The sequence below is a fragment of the Shinella sp. genome (genome assembly GCF_049651085.1).
Taxonomy (GTDB): Bacteria; Pseudomonadota; Alphaproteobacteria; order Rhizobiales; family Rhizobiaceae; genus Shinella.
Window position 1 is genome coordinate 86,350 of sequence record NZ_JBASBL010000008.1, and the last position, 16,911, is coordinate 103,260.

Genomic DNA, 16,911 nt, shown 5'->3' on the forward strand with positions numbered 1-16,911 from the left:
TCAGTTCACGAGGCAGGCGACGGAGCCGTCGAACTGGCAGGCATCACCCTCGGCGGTGAAGGCGAGACGCTCCACTTCGAGCGTCGTCTTCCCGGAGAAGGCGAAGCGGCCCATCCAGTCGGAAAGCGTGTCGGTGCCCCAGAGCGACAGGAAGATCTTCTGTGCATTGGTCGGCAGCTTCCGCGCATCCGTCACCTCATGCACGAGTGCGCCATTGACATAGTAGCGCAGGCGCTCCTTCTGCCAGACGAAGGCGTAGTCGTTGAAATCGCTGTCCGCCCCGCCGGGAACGGCGACCAGCTTCTCGTTGCCGCCCTTGCCGGCGACATACTGGTTGACCTGTACGCGGGACATGTCCTTGCCGAGCACCTCGAAGTCAATCTCGTCATGCGGCTTCTTGTCGGTAGGGCCGATATAGGTGAAGAAGGCCGAGTTGAGCCCTTCGCCAGTCGCCGCCTTCATGCGCACTTCGTAGGTGCCGTAGCCGTAGCGCTTGCGTGTCTGAATCTCGCCGCAGACATATTGGCGGTCGCCGGCGGGCTGCGCATCAAACGAGAGAGCCAGCTTGCCGCCCTCGACCTCTACCCGGTCCTTCGACCAGGTGCAGTTCTGGTGCGCGCCGTTGTTCCAGCCGTCCGAGACATACCAGCGTGCACTGTCGAGCGTGTCGAACTCCTCGACGAAGGAACTGCCGTTTGCGCTGTCCTGCGCGGCGAGCGGACTGGCCGTGACGAGAAGAGCAAACAGCGTGTTTTTCAAGGGAACGGTCATGATCATCTCCGGTGGGCGATGGAGCCCGTGGGCTTCATCTGCGGACGTTGATGGCTTTCAGCCACGGCCGGTTTCCGGTCGCCCATACGGCGGCCGGTAAGGATGGCGTGCAGCGCGGGCGCAAAGCGCCGTGCCAGTGCATGGGTGGAAACGAGTATGGCGAGGGCAAGAACCGGGCTGGCGGCATAGAACAGTGGGTATTCGCCAATGCCGAGCCTGTTCCAGATCATCCAGAAAACGATGAGCAGCGGATAGTGAGCGCAGAAGATCCAGAAGCTGAGACCGCCGAGCCGCGACAGGGACTGACCGGCGCCGGTGCGGATAAGGAGCGCCGAGAGCGCCCACGCTCCGAAGATGCCGGCAATGGCGGCGAGGCTGCGCAGCATGTCGAGCCAGATGGGGAATTGCGGGCCATAGTCGTAAAGCGCGACGGAAAGCAGCAGCGCCATCACGAGCGCGGCCAGCACGACCGGAACGGCGAAACGGTCCACGCGCTTGATGTCGATGCGATGAAGCGCCATTGCGACACCGAAGCTGAAGCCGAACAGGATGGACTTCTTGAGGAAGATGCCGTTGGGCAGCGGAAGCACCGCATAGGCCAGCATCAGCGCCAGCACGGTGCGCGGATAGCGCAGCACGGCAAGCGCGATCAGCGGCGAGAGGATGAGGCACAGCAGCAGGTCGCGCAGGAAGTAGAGCGGGATGTTGATCGGCCATGTCTCGACGGCGAGGGCAAGGTTCATCAATTCTCGCGGCGTGGCATTCACCACGTCCGGCAGGTAGCCGAGGCCGATACCGCGCAACTCCGCTACATAGACGAGCAGCAGGAAGGCGGTGTTCCAGAGCAGGAACGGCAGGAGGATGGTGGATGCCTTGGTACGCAGCGTCTTGCGGTAGTCGAAGGCATCGAGACCGCGATGGAACAGCAGGTAGCCGGAAATGGCGCTGAGGCACGGCACGCCGATGCGGAACAGGCTGTCGGCCAGGAACACGTGCACCCAGTCGAACCCGCCGAACTGCCCCAGATAGGGGCTCGTTGCCGGATCGTAGGGAACATGCACGAAGATGATCCCGGATATCAGCACGATCCGCATCAGGTTTATGCGTGTTGAAACGCTTGCGTCGATCTGCACGGTTCCGTCACCCCAATGGTGTGCCGTTCCCCACGGCGTTCAAACGAGAGCAGACTTGAGCCTACGAAGATGAGTCTGGGTGACGGGATCGCAGAAAATATGGCGACGCAGCAGATTTCCAGGGTCGCGCGGTTGCAATGCAGCATATTGCGCATGGTTGTGCGGAACGAAAACTATTGCCTCACATTGCGGTGAGGGAAATGTGAAGGCCTGCTCGCCAATACTTTGACAGAAATTCGCATGTACTGATGGAAGCGCAATTTCTGGCTGAAACACGCGCGGAACTTTTTTCCCGCTGCTTTGGGGGATTTACGAAAAACTGGCGCGATTGCGGCGTGTGGTTGTGCAATTGGGGCGGGGTCAGGGCAGGCCGGCGACGGTTTTCGCCCTGGAAGGGCGCGCAAGATCGAGAAGTTTCCGCAAGAGCGGGCGCTCGGTGACAAGAATCAGAACCGCGTAGATCGCACCGCCGAGCGCTATGCCAAGACCGACCTGCAGGACTGGATGGACATGATGGGCGAGATAGTTGTCCAGCGCATAGCGCACCGCGACGGCCATCAGCGCGGCGGCAAGCATCGGGCGGATGGACAGGTAGAAGCCGGAGAGGAACGGCGTCCCGTCCACCCGGAACACCACCCAGGAGTAACCGACGAGCACAAGGGCATTGATGACACAGAGGGCGACCATTACCTCGATGAGCGTGCCGCTATAGGCGCTCCAGGCGACTGCGGCGGTGGTCGCTACCGCGCGGCCGACCGCCCACCAGAACAACGCCCCGCCATGGCCCGAGCCCTTGAGGTAGGGGATGAAGGTGCTGCACGGCGTCAACAGCCCCTTGGAGAGCGCGAGCAGCCCGAGCACCGGCCACGCCGCCGCCCATTGGTGTCCGAACAGGACCAGCATGGAAGGTTCGGCTAGGGCCCACAGGCCGAACATCATCGGCGCGAGCAGCAATGTCGTTACCTGCGTGCTGAGCATCAGCGCCTGCGACCGGCGCTGGCGGTCGTGCATCATCGAACTGAAAGCGGGAAAGAGCACGCCCATGACGCCCGACAGGACGATCTGGTTGGGGATGCTGGAAAAGCGGTTGGCAGCCGAATAGGCGCCTGCATCGGCTAGACCGAGAAAGCGTGAGATCACCACCATGGGCGACTGGAAGGTGACGAAATTGGCGACTTCCGAGCCCATAAGACCGAGGCTGAAGCGCGTCAGCCGGACGACGCCATCAAGCCGGAACCGGAAACGCGGCAGGTAGCGGGAGACGAAGAACAACCCGGCCAGCCGGATCACGCCCGAAACGAAAAGCTGCGCGACCAGCGCCCAGATGCCGAAGCCGGCAAGGGCGAGGATCACAGCGGCGATTGCCGCAATCGATTCGGAAATCATGTTCCACAGAGCATCACGGCTGAACTGCATGCGCCGCGCGATGAGCGCATAGGCTACATCGCCGGCAAGCTGCAGCGGAATGAGCAGGCACATGAGACGCAGGAGATAGGCCGCATCCGTTGCGCCGAACCAGCCGGCAAGCGGTTCCGCAAAGAGGTAGAGCCCCGCCGCCATCAGAAAGGCGAAGCCGAGGTTGGCCCAGAAAACCGAGTGGATCGTCTCCTCGTCTTCCTTCGGTTCAAGGATCAATGCAGAGGCAAGTCCCGCCCCGCCGATCATCGCCAGGAACTGCACGACAGCCAGCGCGACGGCCACTGCGCCGAATTCTTCCGGCGTCAACAGCCGGGCGAGAATGGGCACGGTGACAAATTTAAGCCCGAATGTACTTGTCTTGGATAGGACGCTCCAGCCGACGTTTCGCGTTACCGACTTCGCGTTCACATGCTGGGACATTGCGATTCCTGCTTCAAGAAGGGAGCCTTGACGAGGACGAAAAGCCTGCGCCGGAAACGGCCGCACCCCGTGGGAGGAGACCAGAATTACCTCTTTCTAAAGAAACCACAGGGACGAAAAGATGGCGAAGCTGACAGTAATCATCCCCTTCTACCAGAAGGAGCCGGGCATCCTGACGCGTGCGCTAGCATCCGTCTTTGCCCAGGAATTCAAGGACTTCGATATCATTGTCGTCGACGATGAATCGCCGTATCCGGCCGATGGCGACGTTGTGACTTTTTCACAGGAGGAACGTGCGCGCATTCGTATCCTGCGTCAGGAGAACGCGGGACCGGGCGGTGCGCGCAACACTGGCCTCGACCACGTTTCACCCGAGACGGAGTTCGTCGCGTTCCTCGATTCGGACGACGCCTGGACGGCCGGGCACCTTGCGCTCGCCCATGCGGCGATGACCCGCTTCGATGCGAATTGCTATTTTGCCTCCATCACTGGCGGCGATGCCTTCTACTACCATTTCGGGATTGACGATCTTGAGAAGACCGAAACCGTCGAGCGGTTGAGCGAGAACCCGCTCCTCATCGAAATTCCAGGTCTCACGCAGGTCATGCTGAAGAACTGGAGCTTCCTGCACCTCTCCTCCATGGTCATCGGTCGGCCTCTGATCGATACCGTGCGCTTCGATGCGGCGCTGCGGCTTGCGGCGGAGGATGTGCTGTTTTTCTGCGATTGCGTGCTCGCCGCGCGCCGGGTGGTGCTCGGCGGCGTTGCCGGCGCCGTTCGTGGCGAAGGCATCAACATCTTTCACGGCGTCGACAACGACTCGCCGGAATTCCTCAGCCAACAGTTCAACACCTGGGTGGCGCTGGACCGAATGGAATCGCGGTTCGCCGAGCGGCCGGCGGAGGTCGCCTCGCTGCGCTCCTACAAACAGACGGCGCGCCGTCAGGCGCTGTGGAGCCAGGCGCGGCGCGTCAAGCACCGCAAGCTGCCCCAGTTCGACCTGCTTGCCCGCTGGGCCCTGCGCGATCCGCGCATCCTGGCGAGCGCCATCCAGCTCGCCGTTGGAAAATTTTCCCGCTGATCCACGACGGAGACAACCATGAAGCCCTTTTACTGGGAATCGCAGCACGGCAATTTCGGTGACGACCTCAATCTCTGGCTCTGGGATTTCCTCCTGCCGGGAATGCGCGACGCTCACCCGGATGTGCTGCTCGTCGGTGTCGGCACGGTGCTGAACCGCTCCCTGCTGCCAGAAGAGGGACGCAAGCTCGTGCTCGGCAGCGGTTTCGGCTATGGCGAGTTGCCGGATATGCGCGACAGCAGCCTCTGGGACATTCGCTGCGTGCGCGGCCCATTGACCGCAGAAAAGGTCGGCGTACCGGAGCACCTCGGTATCATCGATCCGGCGGTTCTGGTCGCCGACATGCCGGAATTCAGGAACCTGCCGAAGCGCTACAAGCGCAGCTTCGTTCCCCATTGGGAATCGGCGGTGGCGGGACTGTGGCCGGTCACCTGTGCGAGCGTGGGCATGCACTATATCGACCCGCGCGGCGAGGCGAGGGATGTGATCAGTCAGATCGCCCAGTCCGAGACGATCATTGCGGAATCCATGCACGGAGCGATCCTCGCCGATGCGTTTCGCGTGCCGTGGGTGGCCGTCAGCACATCGGCCAACATCAACAGTTTCAAGTGGCGGGACTGGGCCGCGACGGTCGGCGTCGACCCCGCACCCCGTCGCATCCCGATTTCCACCCGCGCGGAGGCGATCATCAAGGGTGCACGCTTCTGGGGCATCGACTATGCCCGGCAGGGCTGGACCGAGGCGGCGGCCGAAGACGGCGAGGTGTTGCAGGCGAAGGCGGAGCAGCAATCGGGCTTGCGCCTTGCGGCCAAGCAGGTGCTCGCCGCCCCCTCGACGCTGGCGCTATGGCAGACGAGCCGTGCCGCGCCGCAACTCAGCGCCGACGCGCGTCTTGGGGAGCGGAAGGAGCGGCTCTACAAGGTCCTTGAGGACGTGCGCCGCGACTATGTCTAGTCAGGACGGATCCGTGGAGGAGGCGGGCAGCAGGTAGCGCAGCCCGCTTTGCGGCGCATGCGTCTGCGGGCGCCGCCTTGCCGCGTCCAGCTTGTCGCGCAGGATGCCGCCGGCAATTGCGGGGATGGCTGCGGGATTTTGAAGGGCATAGGCGAGGGCTGCACCTGCGCCGCCCTCGCGCTTACGGTCGAGGAAGTGCCGTAAGGCATGCCGCTTGCCGATCTGCCGGCAGTGGCGGCGCATCACGCCGGCCGCCTCGGACGGTACCTTGCCCGCCGCGAGAATCGCGCTTTCCGCAGCGTGCAGCGCCTCGAGATCCTCCGTCCTGTGCTGGCCGCTCAGGGAGTTGGCGCGCACCACCGCGCCATAGCCGCAGCTTTCTATGACAGTATAGCGCGCGCCGCTGAGCAGCGCGCGGACATAGAGTTCGTAGTCCTCGCCGAGCCGCATGTCCTCGCGATAGTTGAGGCTGTGTGCTTCGAGAAACGACCGGCGCATGACGGGCTTCAGGAAGCCCAGTTCGCCGCGAGACGCCCCGCGCCGGGAAATATTGCCGAGAATGAAGGCCTTCAGGTCGAGCGGGCGCGGGCGCGGCGCGAAACGGGCCGGCTTGCGGGAGAGATCGGCCTCATCCATGAAGGCGATGTTGTCGGCAATGAAATCCCAGTCCCGGCAGGCGAGCATCTGCCGGAAACGGCCGGGAAAGAAGAAATCATCCGCATCGAGGATGGCGACCAGCGGCGCGCGGGAACTGGCGATCGCGTGATTGCGTGCCGCCGAGGGCCCGCGATTGTTCTCGAAGCGGATGATGTCGAGCCGGCCGCTCCCGTCGTCTGCGGCGGCAGCAGACAGCGTCGTGCGATCGGCCGATCCGTCATCCACAACGACGACTTCCGCCACTTCGGGCTCCGCGAGCGCCGAGCGCACGGCGCGCCCGATCGTTCCTTCCGCATTCTTCGCGGCAATGATGACGCAGACCTTTTCGTCCTCTGTCACGACCACACCTTTCACGCATTGAACCGTCGCAGCGCGGGCGCGCTTGCGCTGCAAAGCAGGATGAAAGGCGAAAGGGGCACAAAAACGGCCCAGCGAAAAATGCCGGCGGATCAGGGTTGCAGGTGGCCGGGCTCGTTCATCGGAACCGGGACTTTCGGCTTGGTCTTGTCGAGATCCTGCTTGGCGCGAAGCCCTTGTTCGGCCTCGGCCTTGCGCTCTCTGGCGGTTCGCCGGACGAGATAGAGCGTCGCGAGGAAGTAGCCGACCTGGATGAGGACCGCGCAGATGATCGTCTGGATCGCCGTCGTCGCGAGCGACCCCGTTGAAATGTAGGTCACCACGGCAAAGACCACCAGTGCGATGGCCATGCTCAGGAAGAAGCGCGGCGCATAGGCCGTGCTGTCCCGCCATTTTGTCTCCGGCGCACGTTTCATCGGTGGATCCCACCTTCTCCTCTTAGGCTGCTTCGGACTATAGGGTCCGGCGGCCCCGCGTGCAATCATTGGTATCAGCCAGTCGGGAGCGGGGTCGGCTCCGATCCATGCCGACTTTGTGTTGCGCTTCCGTTAAGGCGACGGCCCGGATGGGAATCGCCTTGCCCTTTTTCGGCCCGATTTCGACCACTTGGGCATCGCCGTCGGCCGGTCCATACGCCGATGAGGCGAGTTCGACGGCCCGCGCCGCAGCCGATGGGTTGCGCCGGCGACGCCGCCCGATCAACTTTTGTTACTAATTTTGCTGACTCTCATGGAAGAAATGTGCAGCGCAAAATAATATTGCATTGCGAAATTTTCCCCGGTTTCCAGGCATTGGCTGCCCGTGGCGTCCGGCGGCGGCGGGCTTACTGTGTAAAAATGCGCAGAAATGCATGTATTTCCGCACATCACGTGAAGTGACGACCAAGGTGATCATCCCGTCAGGATCCGGAAGAACAGACCAGCCTTAATCGAAAAGCTTAGATGGTTACTTAACATATACTGAGATCGATAAAATCAAAGGATATTACCAACCTCTTAAATACGCACGAAAAGCGCCCGCGCTCCGATTTCACATTTCAAAAAACAAACTGTGACCACACAGTCCGCATTGGATGTCCGAACGCGTCTGAGGGACCCGACCCTATCGCAAACCCAAATGGAGCGACCTCTATGAAGTCCGCGAGTCGATCGGCCAGTTCGCCGTTTTTCAGTCTATATGCAACCGGCGCTCCGCCGGTGGGGGGTATATCGAAACGAAGCTTTGATGTTCTGGTGGCGCTTGCCGCCCTTGTCATCCTCAGCCCGATCTTCGTGCTGATCATGGCGCTTGTGAAATATTCCGATGGCGGCAGTGTCTTCTATGGCCACAGCCGCATCGGCTATAACGGCTCGACCTTCCGTTGCCTGAAATTCCGCACGATGGCGGAGAATGGCGACGCTCTGCTGCACGCCTATCTGGAACAGAATCCGGCTGCCTATGACGAGTGGCGCGCCACCCGCAAGCTGCAGGACGATCCGCGCGTCACCATTGTGGGCACGGTGTTGCGCAAGCTCAGCCTTGATGAACTCCCCCAACTCATCAACATCCTGAAAGGCGAGATGAGCCTTGTCGGGCCACGCCCGGTCGTCGAGGATGAGCTGGAGATGTATGAGGCCTCGGCAGCGTACTACCTCCAGACCCGCCCGGGCCTCACCGGCCTCTGGCAGGTGAGCGGCCGCAATGACGTGTCCTATGCCGCACGCGTCGCTTACGACACCCACTATGTCCGCAACTGGTCTCTGGTGAGCGACCTCGTCATCGTCGCGCGCACCATTCCGGCAGTCTGCCTGTCACGCGGCAGCTACTGATCCGTAGACCTCTCCCGCCTCCGCCGTGAGCGTGGGAGACAGAGATAGGAATTCCCATGAAGACAATTCTGAGCGCGGCCCATGCCGCGACCGCTCATCCAGTGAAAGCGTTTGGCGGGGTTTGCATCGCGCTGGCGCTTCTGTCCGCTCCCGCTTCGGCCGGGGAATACAGGCTCGGCGTGATGGACAAGCTGCGCATCCGCGTTGCCGAGTGGCAGACCGCCGAAGGGGCCATCCGTGACTGGAGCGCCGTCAGCGGGGACTATGGCGTCGGTGCCGATGGTTCGGTCTCCCTGCCGTTCATCGGCCAACTACCGGCTGACGGACGCACGACGGGCGAGCTTGCCGAGGAAATCGGCAAGAAGATGCAAGTCCTGTTCGGCCTTCGCGACCTTCCTTCCGCATCAGTGGAGATCGCCGAATACAGGCCCGTCTATCTTGCCGGCGAGATACAGACGCCCGGTGCCTATCCCTATGCGCCCGGCCTGACCGTGCTGAAAGCTGTCAGCTTCGGTGGCGGCCTTCGCCGCGCCGAAGCCGGCCAGCGCTTTGCCCGCGATTTCCTGCGCTCGGAAGGGGAGGCGGCCGTCTATCTTGCCGAGCGCAATCGCCTCGCCATCCGTCGCGCCCGTATCGGAGCCGAGATGAGCGACGCCAAGGACATCGAGATGCCGAAGGACCTTGGCACATCGGATGAAGCACGCGCGATCCTTCAAAGCGAGAAGGCGCTGATGGCCTCCCGGGAGAAGCGGCTGCGGTTGCAGCTGACCGCCCTTGCCGACCTCAAGTCGCTGCTCACCAACGAGATCGACGCGCTGAGCAAGAAATCCGACACGCAGACGCGTCAGCTCGAACTTGTACAGGGCGACCTCGCGAAGATGGATTCACTTGCGGAAAAGGGCCTTGCCATCAGCTCCCGCCGTCTTGCCCTGGAGCAGCGCACCGCCGATCTTCAGGCGGCCTTGCTCGACATCGATACGGCCTCGCTGAAGGCCAAGCAGGACATCAACAAGGCGACGCAAGACGAAACGAACCTGCAGAACGACTGGGACGCTCAGCTGGCGCAGGAGCTGCAGAACACCGAACAGGAACTCGATACGCTCACTCTGAAGCTCGGCACGAGCCGCGACCTGATGTCCGAGGCATTGATGCAATCAGCCGATGCCGGTTCCCTCAAGGGCGGGCTGTCGGCCGCCGATATCGGCTACTCAATCCTGCGCACGGTCGATGGCAAGGCCGAAACGATCCGCGCCACCGAGACGACGCCGGTCCTGCCGGGCGATATCGTCAAGGTGGATGTCAGCGTCGGGACGCAGTGAGGCCGGCATGCGGATCACGAAGACGCGCCTGATCGACCCCGACGGCAACGCGGCTTATGCCGCGACCGCCGTCGCGCTGTCTTTCTTCGTCTTCGCCTATTCCTTCCGCTTCGGACAGGTCTCGATCCTTGCCTACTACGCCCTGTGGCTGCCGCTCGTCGCGGTCGACTACCGGCGTGTACTCGGCAACTATACGCGTTACCTCTGGCTCTTCGCTTTCGCGCTGTTCGCCTGCCTTTCCGTCTTCTGGTCGCAGGTGCCCGGCGCCACGGCGCGTGCCGGCGTGCAATATCTCTCCCATGTCGTGTGCGCGCTGATCGCCATGCGCGTCGTCGATACGCGAATGCTGGTGCGCGGCGGGTTGATCGGCACCGGGCTGGTGCTGCTCTATTCGCTCGTCTTCGGCGTCTATCATCTCGATCCGCTCGACGGCACCTACAGCTTCGTCGGTGCCTTCGCCTCGAAAAACCAGCTCGGTTTCTATGCCTCGCTCGCGGTGCTCTTCGGCTTCGCCGCGCTCTTCCTTGGCATGGAGCAGCGTTTGTGGAAGGTGGCGGCCGTCGGCTGTATCCTGATCGCGCTCTATTGTCTGAAAGCCTCGCAATCGGCGACCTCGGTGCTGACCACCATCGCCGTGGCGGGCTTGTGCCTTGCGCTCCGCCTCCTGGAAATGCTGGCGCCGGCCCATCGCAAAACGCTGTTCCTGATCCTAGCCGTCTTCACGGTGCTTGCCGTGATTGCCGGGGCCTATGGCGGCGGATACGAAATGCTGCTTGGCGCCTTCGGCAAGGATGCGACGCTGACGGGCCGCACCTATCTCTGGCAACAGGGCATCGAAGCGGCCGGACAAGCGCCGCTGGTCGGCATCGGTTATCAGGCATTCTGGGTGCAGGGGCTTGCGGAGGCCGAGCGGCTGTGGGCTGCCTTCTTTATCGCCACGCGCACCGGGTTCCACTTCCACAACACGTTCATTGCCGCGACCGTCGAGACCGGCCTGATCGGCTGCCTGCTGCTTTCAATGGTGCTCGTCGCCACGCTGGCCGGGCACCTGCGCCGCCTTCTGACGATGGCGCGTGACCGCGAAGCGCTTGTGCTCTTCACGGTGGCGGCGCTGCTGGCCGTGCGCACCTTCGTGGAGATCGACATCCTGAACCCTTACCACGTCGGTTCCTTCCTGCTCTATTTCGCCGCCGGCAAACTGACGGACGGGCGCAGGAGCCGCGCGGGCCAGCCCCTACGGCAGCAACAGTCGATGCATCGCCGGCATGGAGCGGCGATCGCATGACGCGCATTTCCTCGTTGCAAGAGCCGAAGGGAACGCTCTACGGCATCCAGTATCTGCGCGCCTTCGCAGCGCTGGCGGTCGTGTTCTTTCACGCTGCCGAACGCAGCGGTTATGCCTTTGCGATCGGTGCGGCCGGCGTCGATGTCTTTTTCGTCATCAGCGGCTTCATCATGTGGGTCATCGTCGAGCGGCGTCCCGTGTCGCCGGGCCGTTTCCTGCAAGAGCGCATCCGGCGTATCGTTCCGGTCTACTGGCTTGCGACCGGCGTCATGGTGGCGGGCGCCATTGCCGGTCTGTTTCCCAATTTGGTGCTGACGGCGGAGCATGTAGTCGCATCGCTGTTCTTCATACCGGTGCGCTCGCCCAGCAGCGACGGGATCTGGCCGGTGCTCGTTCAGGGCTGGACGCTCAACTACGAAATCTTTTTCTATGCCATCTTCGCCGCGTGCCTGTTCCTGCCCGCCCGCATCCGTCTGTCCGCCCTCGCCACCGTGTTCCTCCTGCTCGTGTCGCTCGGCTTCGCGGTGGACAGTGACAACCCGCTGTTCGTGACCTATACGCGGCCGATCATTCTCGAGTTCGTCGCCGGCATGCTGATCGGACGGCTCTGGCTGGCCGGATATGTTCCGGCGCGCGCCTGGGCTCTCGCCCTTGTCGCTGCGTCGCTGGCAGGCTTTGCCGTGATCGGCATCTTGAAGCTACCCTTCGATGAAACGAGTTGCGGACCGCTCGCCTCGGTTCTCGTCTATGGTGTGGTAACGCTTGAAAGGAGAGGGGGCATCGCGCCGTTCAAAATCCCGGCTCTCCTCGGGGCGGCTTCCTATTCGATCTATCTCTGGCACACCTTCGCAATCTCCGTCGCCGCAAAAGCAGGCATTGCCTTCGGCATTCCACCGGCCGTCATTTTCATCGGATCGGCAGGTGCCGGTCTAGCCGCTGGCCTATGCGCCTACGCCCTGGTCGAACGGCCGCTCCTGCAAGGCAAGCATTTCAGGTTTCCTTGGCTGGCGGGAATGTGGAGCTCAAGGTTTCGTTGAGGCTTGTGGCTTGCCGCATCAGCCATGTTCCATAATACCGATTATGCAATATATGCGCCGCCTTGGGGTGGGTTCAAATTTCTAGCGCAGGACAGACGCTGACCGCCAATTTTCCGGTGGGTTTGCATCGCCGACGCCGTGGCGGCAATTGCGTTTCGGCAAAATGCAGTCCGTAATAAAGCCCATCGTCATATAAGCTGGAGGCAGCGACGGGATGGAGCCGACACATTTGTTCGAATTGGTGATCGGCATGTTCGTCGCCATCATCGTGCTGCACTATGCCGCTCATCGCCTGGGATTGCCGCCCTCCGTGGCGCTTCTTGCCGGTGGCGCGGCGCTCGCCTTCGCACCGGGCCTGCCGACAATCGAAGTCGATCCGGAACTGGTGCTGGTCATATTCCTGCCGCCGCTACTGATGGATGGTGCCTGGTACATCGCGCTTGGTCGGTTGCGCCGCCACATGATCGGTATCGCTTCGCTCGCCATCGGCGCGGTGTTCTTCACCTGCGCCGTCGTCGCCGTGGTAACGCACCTTCTCTTTCCCGCGCTACCCTGGGCCGCCTGCGCGGCGCTCGGCGCAATCGTCTCGCCGCCCGATGCCGTTTCGGCCCGCGCCGTGCTGCAACGCGTGCGACTGCCGCGCCGCCTGCAAATCCTGCTCGAGGGCGAAAGCCTGCTCAACGATGCAAGCGGCCTCGTGCTCTTCCGCTTCGCCATTGCCGCCGGCGTTACCGGCGCCTTCAGCGCCAGCGAAGCGATGGGCAGCTTCTTCCTCCTGGCAATCGGCGGAGCGCTTGTCGGCATCGCCGTCGGCACGACCTGGGTGTTGCTGGCACGCCGTCTCGGCGACGAATATCTGATCATCGCCGCCACCATTCTCATCTCCTGGGCCTCCTACCTGCTCGGCGAGTTCCTGCATGTCTCCGGCGTCATCGCCACCGTGACAACCGGGCTCATTGCCGGCTGGTACCAGCATACCGTGTTCACCGCCGCAACGCGCATGCGCGGCACATCTTTCTGGACCGTCCTTGTCTTCCTGATGGAGGCGGCGGTCTTCATCCTCATCGGCCTGTCGTTGCGCGGCGTGGTCGAGCGCGGCGGCAGCCTCGATGTGATGGCAGTCACCATGGGCGGGCCGATCCTCGCGATCCTGCTTGCGCTCACCGCCGCCCGCTTCGCCTGGGTGTTCGGGTCGGACTACCTGATCCGGATCGGCAATGCGCTCGGCATCAAGCGCTATACGCCGGTCGGCGCGCGTGGCGCGCTGGTGCTTTCCTGGGCGGGCGTTCGCGGCGTGGTGACGCTGGCTCTAGCCCTCAGCGTGCCGGAAGGCTTTCCCGGCCGCGACTTCATCCTGGTGACGTCCTTTGCCGTCATCCTCGGCACAGTGCTCATCCAGGGCACGACGCTTGGCAAGGTGATCGCCTGGGCGCAGCTTTCCGAGCCGCCTTCCGAAAAGCCCCGCTTTTCCATGAGCCAGGCGGAAGCCGCGATGGCGCAGGCGCAATTCGTCACGGTCAAGGCCCGCGCCTATGACGAGAACGGCCAGCTCATCCATCCGCAGCTGCTCGACAAGTACCGGCGCCGGGCCGTGACGAGTGTCGACTATGCCGAGCGCACCGAGCACTACACCCCCATGCTGCACGCCCATTTCGACGTCATCCTCGAAGCGGTCGTCACCGGGCGAAGCGAACTCCTCCGCCTCCACCGCGCCGGCGAGATCGACGACGAGACGCTGCACGAGCTGGAGCGGGACCTCGATCTGGAGGAACTGAGCGCTCTCGCAGCCAAGGCCTAGCGGCCGTTGCGGCGGCGGGATTAACCCCGTTTGCTGAAAGACGGCAAGGGGGAAGCTGCCTCGTTTCCCCCGCCCTGCCCGCATGGTAGTTTCGCAGCCTCGAACAGAGGGTTTCGCAGCGTGCAGGTAGACCGGTCAGCAAGGCGTGCCACGATGCCGGCATGGCGCATGCGCCTCTGGCTCGTCGCCGTGCTGCTCTTTGCGGCGCTTGGCGCCTGGCCCGCCATGGCGCAGATCGCCTGGGGCGTCAACGGCCACCCGATCAATTCCTATCCGGGCATCTCCTACGCCGCCCAGCTCGACCTCCTGAAGGATCTCGGCGCGCGCTCCTACCGCGTCGACATTTCCAACGTCGCATCGGGCGACAGGCTCGCGGAACTCATCGCCGAGGCGGAAAAGCGCGGGATCACCATCCTGCCGGTCCTGACCCCGGACGTCGATCTCAAGACGATGGGCGTGGACGAGCTGTACACGCGCACGCGGGATATGGCCAAGGCGCTCGGAGCGCGGTTCAGGGACAAGATCCGCGTCTGGGAGCTCGGAAACGAGATGGAGAATTTCGCCATCATCCAGCCCTGCGAAAACCGTGACGACGGCACGGTCTACCCCTGCGAATGGGGGCCGGCCGGCGGCGTCGGGGTGCTGGATTATTACGGCCCGCGCTGGGCAAAGGTCAGCGCGGCGCTGCGCGGTCTGTCCGATGGCATGAGCGAGGCCGACCCCACCATCCGCAAGGCGATGGGAACCGCAGGATGGGGCCATACCGGCGCCTTCGAGCGCATGCGCATCGACGGTATCGGGTGGGATATTTCCGTCTGGCACATGTATGGCGAGGATCCCGAATGGGCGTTCAAGCAACTGGCCGCGCATGGCAAGCCGATATGGGTGACGGAATTCAACCAGCCCTATGGCAGCCAGAAGAGCGCGCAGGAACAGGCCGACGGGCTCGTGCGCTGGATGAGGCGGCTTCGTGAACTGCAGGCTTCCTACCACATCGAAGAGGCGCATATCTACGAACTGCTAGACGAAACCTACTGGGCGCCCGATTTCGAGGCCTATATGGGGCTGGTGGAACTGCATGGCAGCGCGGCGGAGGGCTGGCGGCTTGGCGGCCTGAAGCCTGCCTATGTGGCGGTGCGCGGGGAAATCGAAACCCCGCAGCCCGCAGGCAACCCCGGCTGCGACCCGGCTTCCATCGGCAGGATAGCCGATCCCGCCTTCCGCAAGGCAAGCCTCGGCTATTGTCTCGTGCTTGGTCGCTCCGCCGGTCTTTTCGAGGCCGAAGGCTGGGTCCGGGCGCTGGAGGACGGCACGAGCGAGGTCGACATGCTCGTCGCCATGCTCGGGTCCGAGGAATTCCGCGACAAGCACGCAGTCGCCGGCATGGACGACCGCGCCTATGTCGATCTTCTCTACAAGCGCCTCCTCGCCCGTCCCGCGGACGGCGCTGGGCTGGACAGCTACGTGGCACAGATCAAGGCCGGAACGGCAACGCGCGAGACGATCGCCAGGGCGATCCTGCTGTCGGGCGAATTTGCGAAAAAATACGCCAGTCCCTAGCCGGCTCGCCGCGAGAAGCGATAGGCGAGCGCGCGCAGCCGCCGCTTCAGGCCGCGCAGCTTCAGCCGCCAGGCCGGCAATTGCCCGTCAAGCCACAGAATATTGAGCGGCAGCGAGACCATGGTGCGCTCGTCCGTGCGCAGCGGCGCGTCCGGATGCCTCACTTCATAGAAGCATTCGTGGTCGGGCCAGGCATAGGCATCCTCCCAGGTCCAAATCTTGTGCGCCTGGTATTGCAGCTTCAGCGTCTGGCAAAGATCCTTGTCGGTCGGCAGCATGGCGACTGCCGGGCCGAGACGCGGCATGTTCCTTTCCATGAAATGGAGCACCCGGTCGCTGACATAGCCCGTGACGAACAGGCGGAAGTTCCGCTCACGCTTCACATCGGCCACGGCGCGGTACACCTGTACATGCTCCTCATGGCCGTATTCACCCCAGGGATTGTGGGTGACGACAATGTCGCACTCCTCCAGGTGGTCTTCGAGCGCCTCACGCAGCAGGTGGAAGTTGCGGGCATAGGCATCGCCGTTGCGCCCGCACTGGATACCATAGGCCGTCTCGACCGGATGGCGCCAGTCTACCGCAAGGTGCACATCGGATTCGGCAATGTTCAGGCCGACCACCGTCTTCAGGGGAAAGTCCCGCAGGAGCGCCCGCCGGCCTTCGCCGATCGCAGGTTCGGGCGGGCTGTCGCCGTAGCACAGGATGATCTTCTTCGCCGCAGCAAGCAGCGAACTTGCCCAAAGGATCTCGTCGTCCGGATGGGCCATGACGACGACGCATCTTCTAAAGTCATCCAAAGTCAGCATCGAACAGCTCTCGAACGATAGTTGCCGCGCACCGGGCAAGGGGCGGACGCAGATGGGAGGCGTCTGACGGGCAGCCGCCGGTTCTTCAGAAGGAAGACATGCAATTCTTAAGAAAACCGGCGCGTTCCTGCATGAAATACCACGCAAGCGTGCGGAAATCGCCGGCCCGGCGATTGCAGGCTGATCCAAATCCGGCCTGTACCGGCGCCCTGCCGCCGGATTTTTTAAGAAATCCTTAATCCTGTTCCCGTTTTGCGGCGCGATTTTTCCCAAAACCGTTCATGAATTACCTGATCGGTTGGATTTTAATCGAAGTCCAGGGTTGCGGTTCATGGTTTCTCGACACTGTTGCTCTATCCGGTTGCATGGGATTGCTCGGATTGCGGGAGTGTTGCGGTGAAGGTCGCTCTGGTACATTATTGGCTGGTCGGGATGCGCGGGGGCGAGAAGGTGCTGGAGACCTTCTGCGACATCTTTCCCGACGCCGACATCTTCACCCTCGT

14 protein-coding genes are annotated in these 16,911 nt (G+C 62.9%); 8 read left to right on the forward strand and 6 right to left on the reverse strand.

All coding sequences use genetic code 11. The features are described 5' to 3' along the window. From WA950_RS05165 to WA950_RS05175, 3 genes are all read right to left on the reverse strand, one after another. Positions 1 to 777 carry a glycoside hydrolase family 16 protein gene (locus WA950_RS05165; RefSeq protein ID WP_424550619.1) on the reverse strand — a complete coding sequence of 259 codons (777 nt, stop codon included), beginning with the start codon at positions 775 to 777 and terminating at the stop codon, positions 1 to 3. Continuing rightward, entirely contained in the window at positions 774 to 1,904 is a 1,131-nt protein-coding gene (locus WA950_RS05170; protein ID WP_424550620.1) for an acyltransferase family protein, read from the reverse strand. The genes WA950_RS05165 and WA950_RS05170 overlap by 4 nt, the downstream gene beginning before the upstream one ends. A 360-nt stretch (positions 1,905 to 2,264) precedes the next feature. Further along, positions 2,265 to 3,743, reverse strand: coding sequence for a lipopolysaccharide biosynthesis protein (locus WA950_RS05175; RefSeq protein ID WP_424550621.1), 1,479 nt, complete (start codon positions 3,741 to 3,743; stop codon positions 2,265 to 2,267). A gap of 121 nt (positions 3,744 to 3,864) precedes the next feature. On the opposite strand from WA950_RS05175, the gene WA950_RS05180 reads away from it, so the two are divergent. Continuing rightward, positions 3,865 to 4,824 carry a glycosyltransferase family 2 protein gene (locus WA950_RS05180; RefSeq protein WP_424550622.1) on the forward strand — a complete coding sequence of 320 codons (960 nt, stop codon included), beginning with the start codon at positions 3,865 to 3,867 and terminating at the stop codon, positions 4,822 to 4,824. A gap of 18 nt (positions 4,825 to 4,842) precedes the next feature. Continuing rightward, positions 4,843 to 5,778, forward strand: a complete 936-nt coding sequence (locus WA950_RS05185) for a polysaccharide pyruvyl transferase family protein (protein ID WP_424550623.1) — start codon at positions 4,843 to 4,845, stop codon at positions 5,776 to 5,778. Here the strand turns inward: WA950_RS05185 and WA950_RS05190 are convergent, their stop codons facing one another. Beyond that, positions 5,779 to 6,780, reverse strand: a complete 1,002-nt coding sequence (locus tag WA950_RS05190) for a glycosyltransferase family 2 protein (RefSeq protein WP_424550635.1) — start codon at positions 6,778 to 6,780, stop codon at positions 5,779 to 5,781. It abuts the gene before it with no gap. A 104-nt stretch (positions 6,781 to 6,884) separates the two neighbouring features. Beyond that, entirely contained in the window at positions 6,885 to 7,208 is a 324-nt protein-coding gene (locus tag WA950_RS05195) for an exopolysaccharide production repressor protein (RefSeq protein ID WP_424550624.1), read from the reverse strand. A 714-nt stretch (positions 7,209 to 7,922) separates the two neighbouring features. Here WA950_RS05195 and WA950_RS05200 point away from each other — a divergent pair. From WA950_RS05200 to WA950_RS05225, 6 genes are all read left to right on the forward strand, one after another. Further along, positions 7,923 to 8,600: a sugar transferase gene (locus WA950_RS05200; RefSeq protein WP_424550625.1), complete on the forward strand. Its 678-nt coding sequence runs from the start codon at positions 7,923 to 7,925 to the stop codon at positions 8,598 to 8,600. Between the two features lie 56 nt (positions 8,601 to 8,656). Then, positions 8,657 to 9,919: a polysaccharide biosynthesis/export family protein gene (locus WA950_RS05205; protein ID WP_424550626.1), complete on the forward strand. Its 1,263-nt coding sequence runs from the start codon at positions 8,657 to 8,659 to the stop codon at positions 9,917 to 9,919. 7 nt (positions 9,920 to 9,926) lie between these two features. After that, positions 9,927 to 11,204, forward strand: coding sequence for an O-antigen ligase family protein (locus WA950_RS05210; RefSeq protein WP_424550627.1), 1,278 nt, complete (start codon positions 9,927 to 9,929; stop codon positions 11,202 to 11,204). After that, a complete protein-coding gene (locus tag WA950_RS05215; protein ID WP_424550628.1) occupies positions 11,201 to 12,241 on the forward strand; it encodes an acyltransferase family protein in 1,041 nt (346 codons plus the stop codon). The genes WA950_RS05210 and WA950_RS05215 overlap by 4 nt, the downstream gene beginning before the upstream one ends. Before the next feature lie 214 nt (positions 12,242 to 12,455). After that, entirely contained in the window at positions 12,456 to 14,039 is a 1,584-nt protein-coding gene (locus tag WA950_RS05220) for a Na+/H+ antiporter (protein ID WP_424550629.1), read from the forward strand. A 153-nt stretch (positions 14,040 to 14,192) separates the two neighbouring features. Continuing rightward, positions 14,193 to 15,599, forward strand: coding sequence for a DUF4214 domain-containing protein (locus WA950_RS05225; protein WP_424550630.1), 1,407 nt, complete (start codon positions 14,193 to 14,195; stop codon positions 15,597 to 15,599). Here WA950_RS05225 and WA950_RS05230 read toward each other — a convergent pair. Further along, positions 15,596 to 16,369 carry a hypothetical protein gene (locus tag WA950_RS05230; protein ID WP_424550631.1) on the reverse strand — a complete coding sequence of 258 codons (774 nt, stop codon included), beginning with the start codon at positions 16,367 to 16,369 and terminating at the stop codon, positions 15,596 to 15,598. The genes WA950_RS05225 and WA950_RS05230 overlap by 4 nt on opposite strands. Positions 16,370 to 16,911 lie beyond the last annotated feature (542 nt).

Excerpts from the sequence above, each read along its gene's own strand:
- WA950_RS05230 (WP_424550631.1), bottom strand. The coding sequence starts at position 16,369 with ATGGCCCATCCGGACGACGAGATCCTTTGGGCAAGTTCGCTGCTTGCT.
- WA950_RS05225 (WP_424550630.1), top strand. The coding sequence starts at position 14,193 with ATGCCGGCATGGCGCATGCGCCTCTGGCTCGTCGCCGTGCTGCTCTTT.
- WA950_RS05205 (WP_424550626.1), top strand. The coding sequence starts at position 8,657 with ATGAAGACAATTCTGAGCGCGGCCCATGCCGCGACCGCTCATCCAGTG.
- WA950_RS05215 (WP_424550628.1), top strand. The coding sequence starts at position 11,201 with ATGACGCGCATTTCCTCGTTGCAAGAGCCGAAGGGAACGCTCTACGGC.
- WA950_RS05175 (WP_424550621.1), bottom strand. The coding sequence starts at position 3,743 with ATGTCCCAGCATGTGAACGCGAAGTCGGTAACGCGAAACGTCGGCTGG.
- WA950_RS05180 (WP_424550622.1), top strand. The coding sequence starts at position 3,865 with ATGGCGAAGCTGACAGTAATCATCCCCTTCTACCAGAAGGAGCCGGGC.
- WA950_RS05165 (WP_424550619.1), bottom strand. The coding sequence starts at position 777 with ATGATCATGACCGTTCCCTTGAAAAACACGCTGTTTGCTCTTCTCGTC.
- WA950_RS05210 (WP_424550627.1), top strand. The coding sequence starts at position 9,927 with ATGCGGATCACGAAGACGCGCCTGATCGACCCCGACGGCAACGCGGCT.
- WA950_RS05195 (WP_424550624.1), bottom strand. The coding sequence starts at position 7,208 with ATGAAACGTGCGCCGGAGACAAAATGGCGGGACAGCACGGCCTATGCG.
- WA950_RS05220 (WP_424550629.1), top strand. The coding sequence starts at position 12,456 with ATGGAGCCGACACATTTGTTCGAATTGGTGATCGGCATGTTCGTCGCC.
- WA950_RS05200 (WP_424550625.1), top strand. The coding sequence starts at position 7,923 with ATGAAGTCCGCGAGTCGATCGGCCAGTTCGCCGTTTTTCAGTCTATAT.
- WA950_RS05185 (WP_424550623.1), top strand. The coding sequence starts at position 4,843 with ATGAAGCCCTTTTACTGGGAATCGCAGCACGGCAATTTCGGTGACGAC.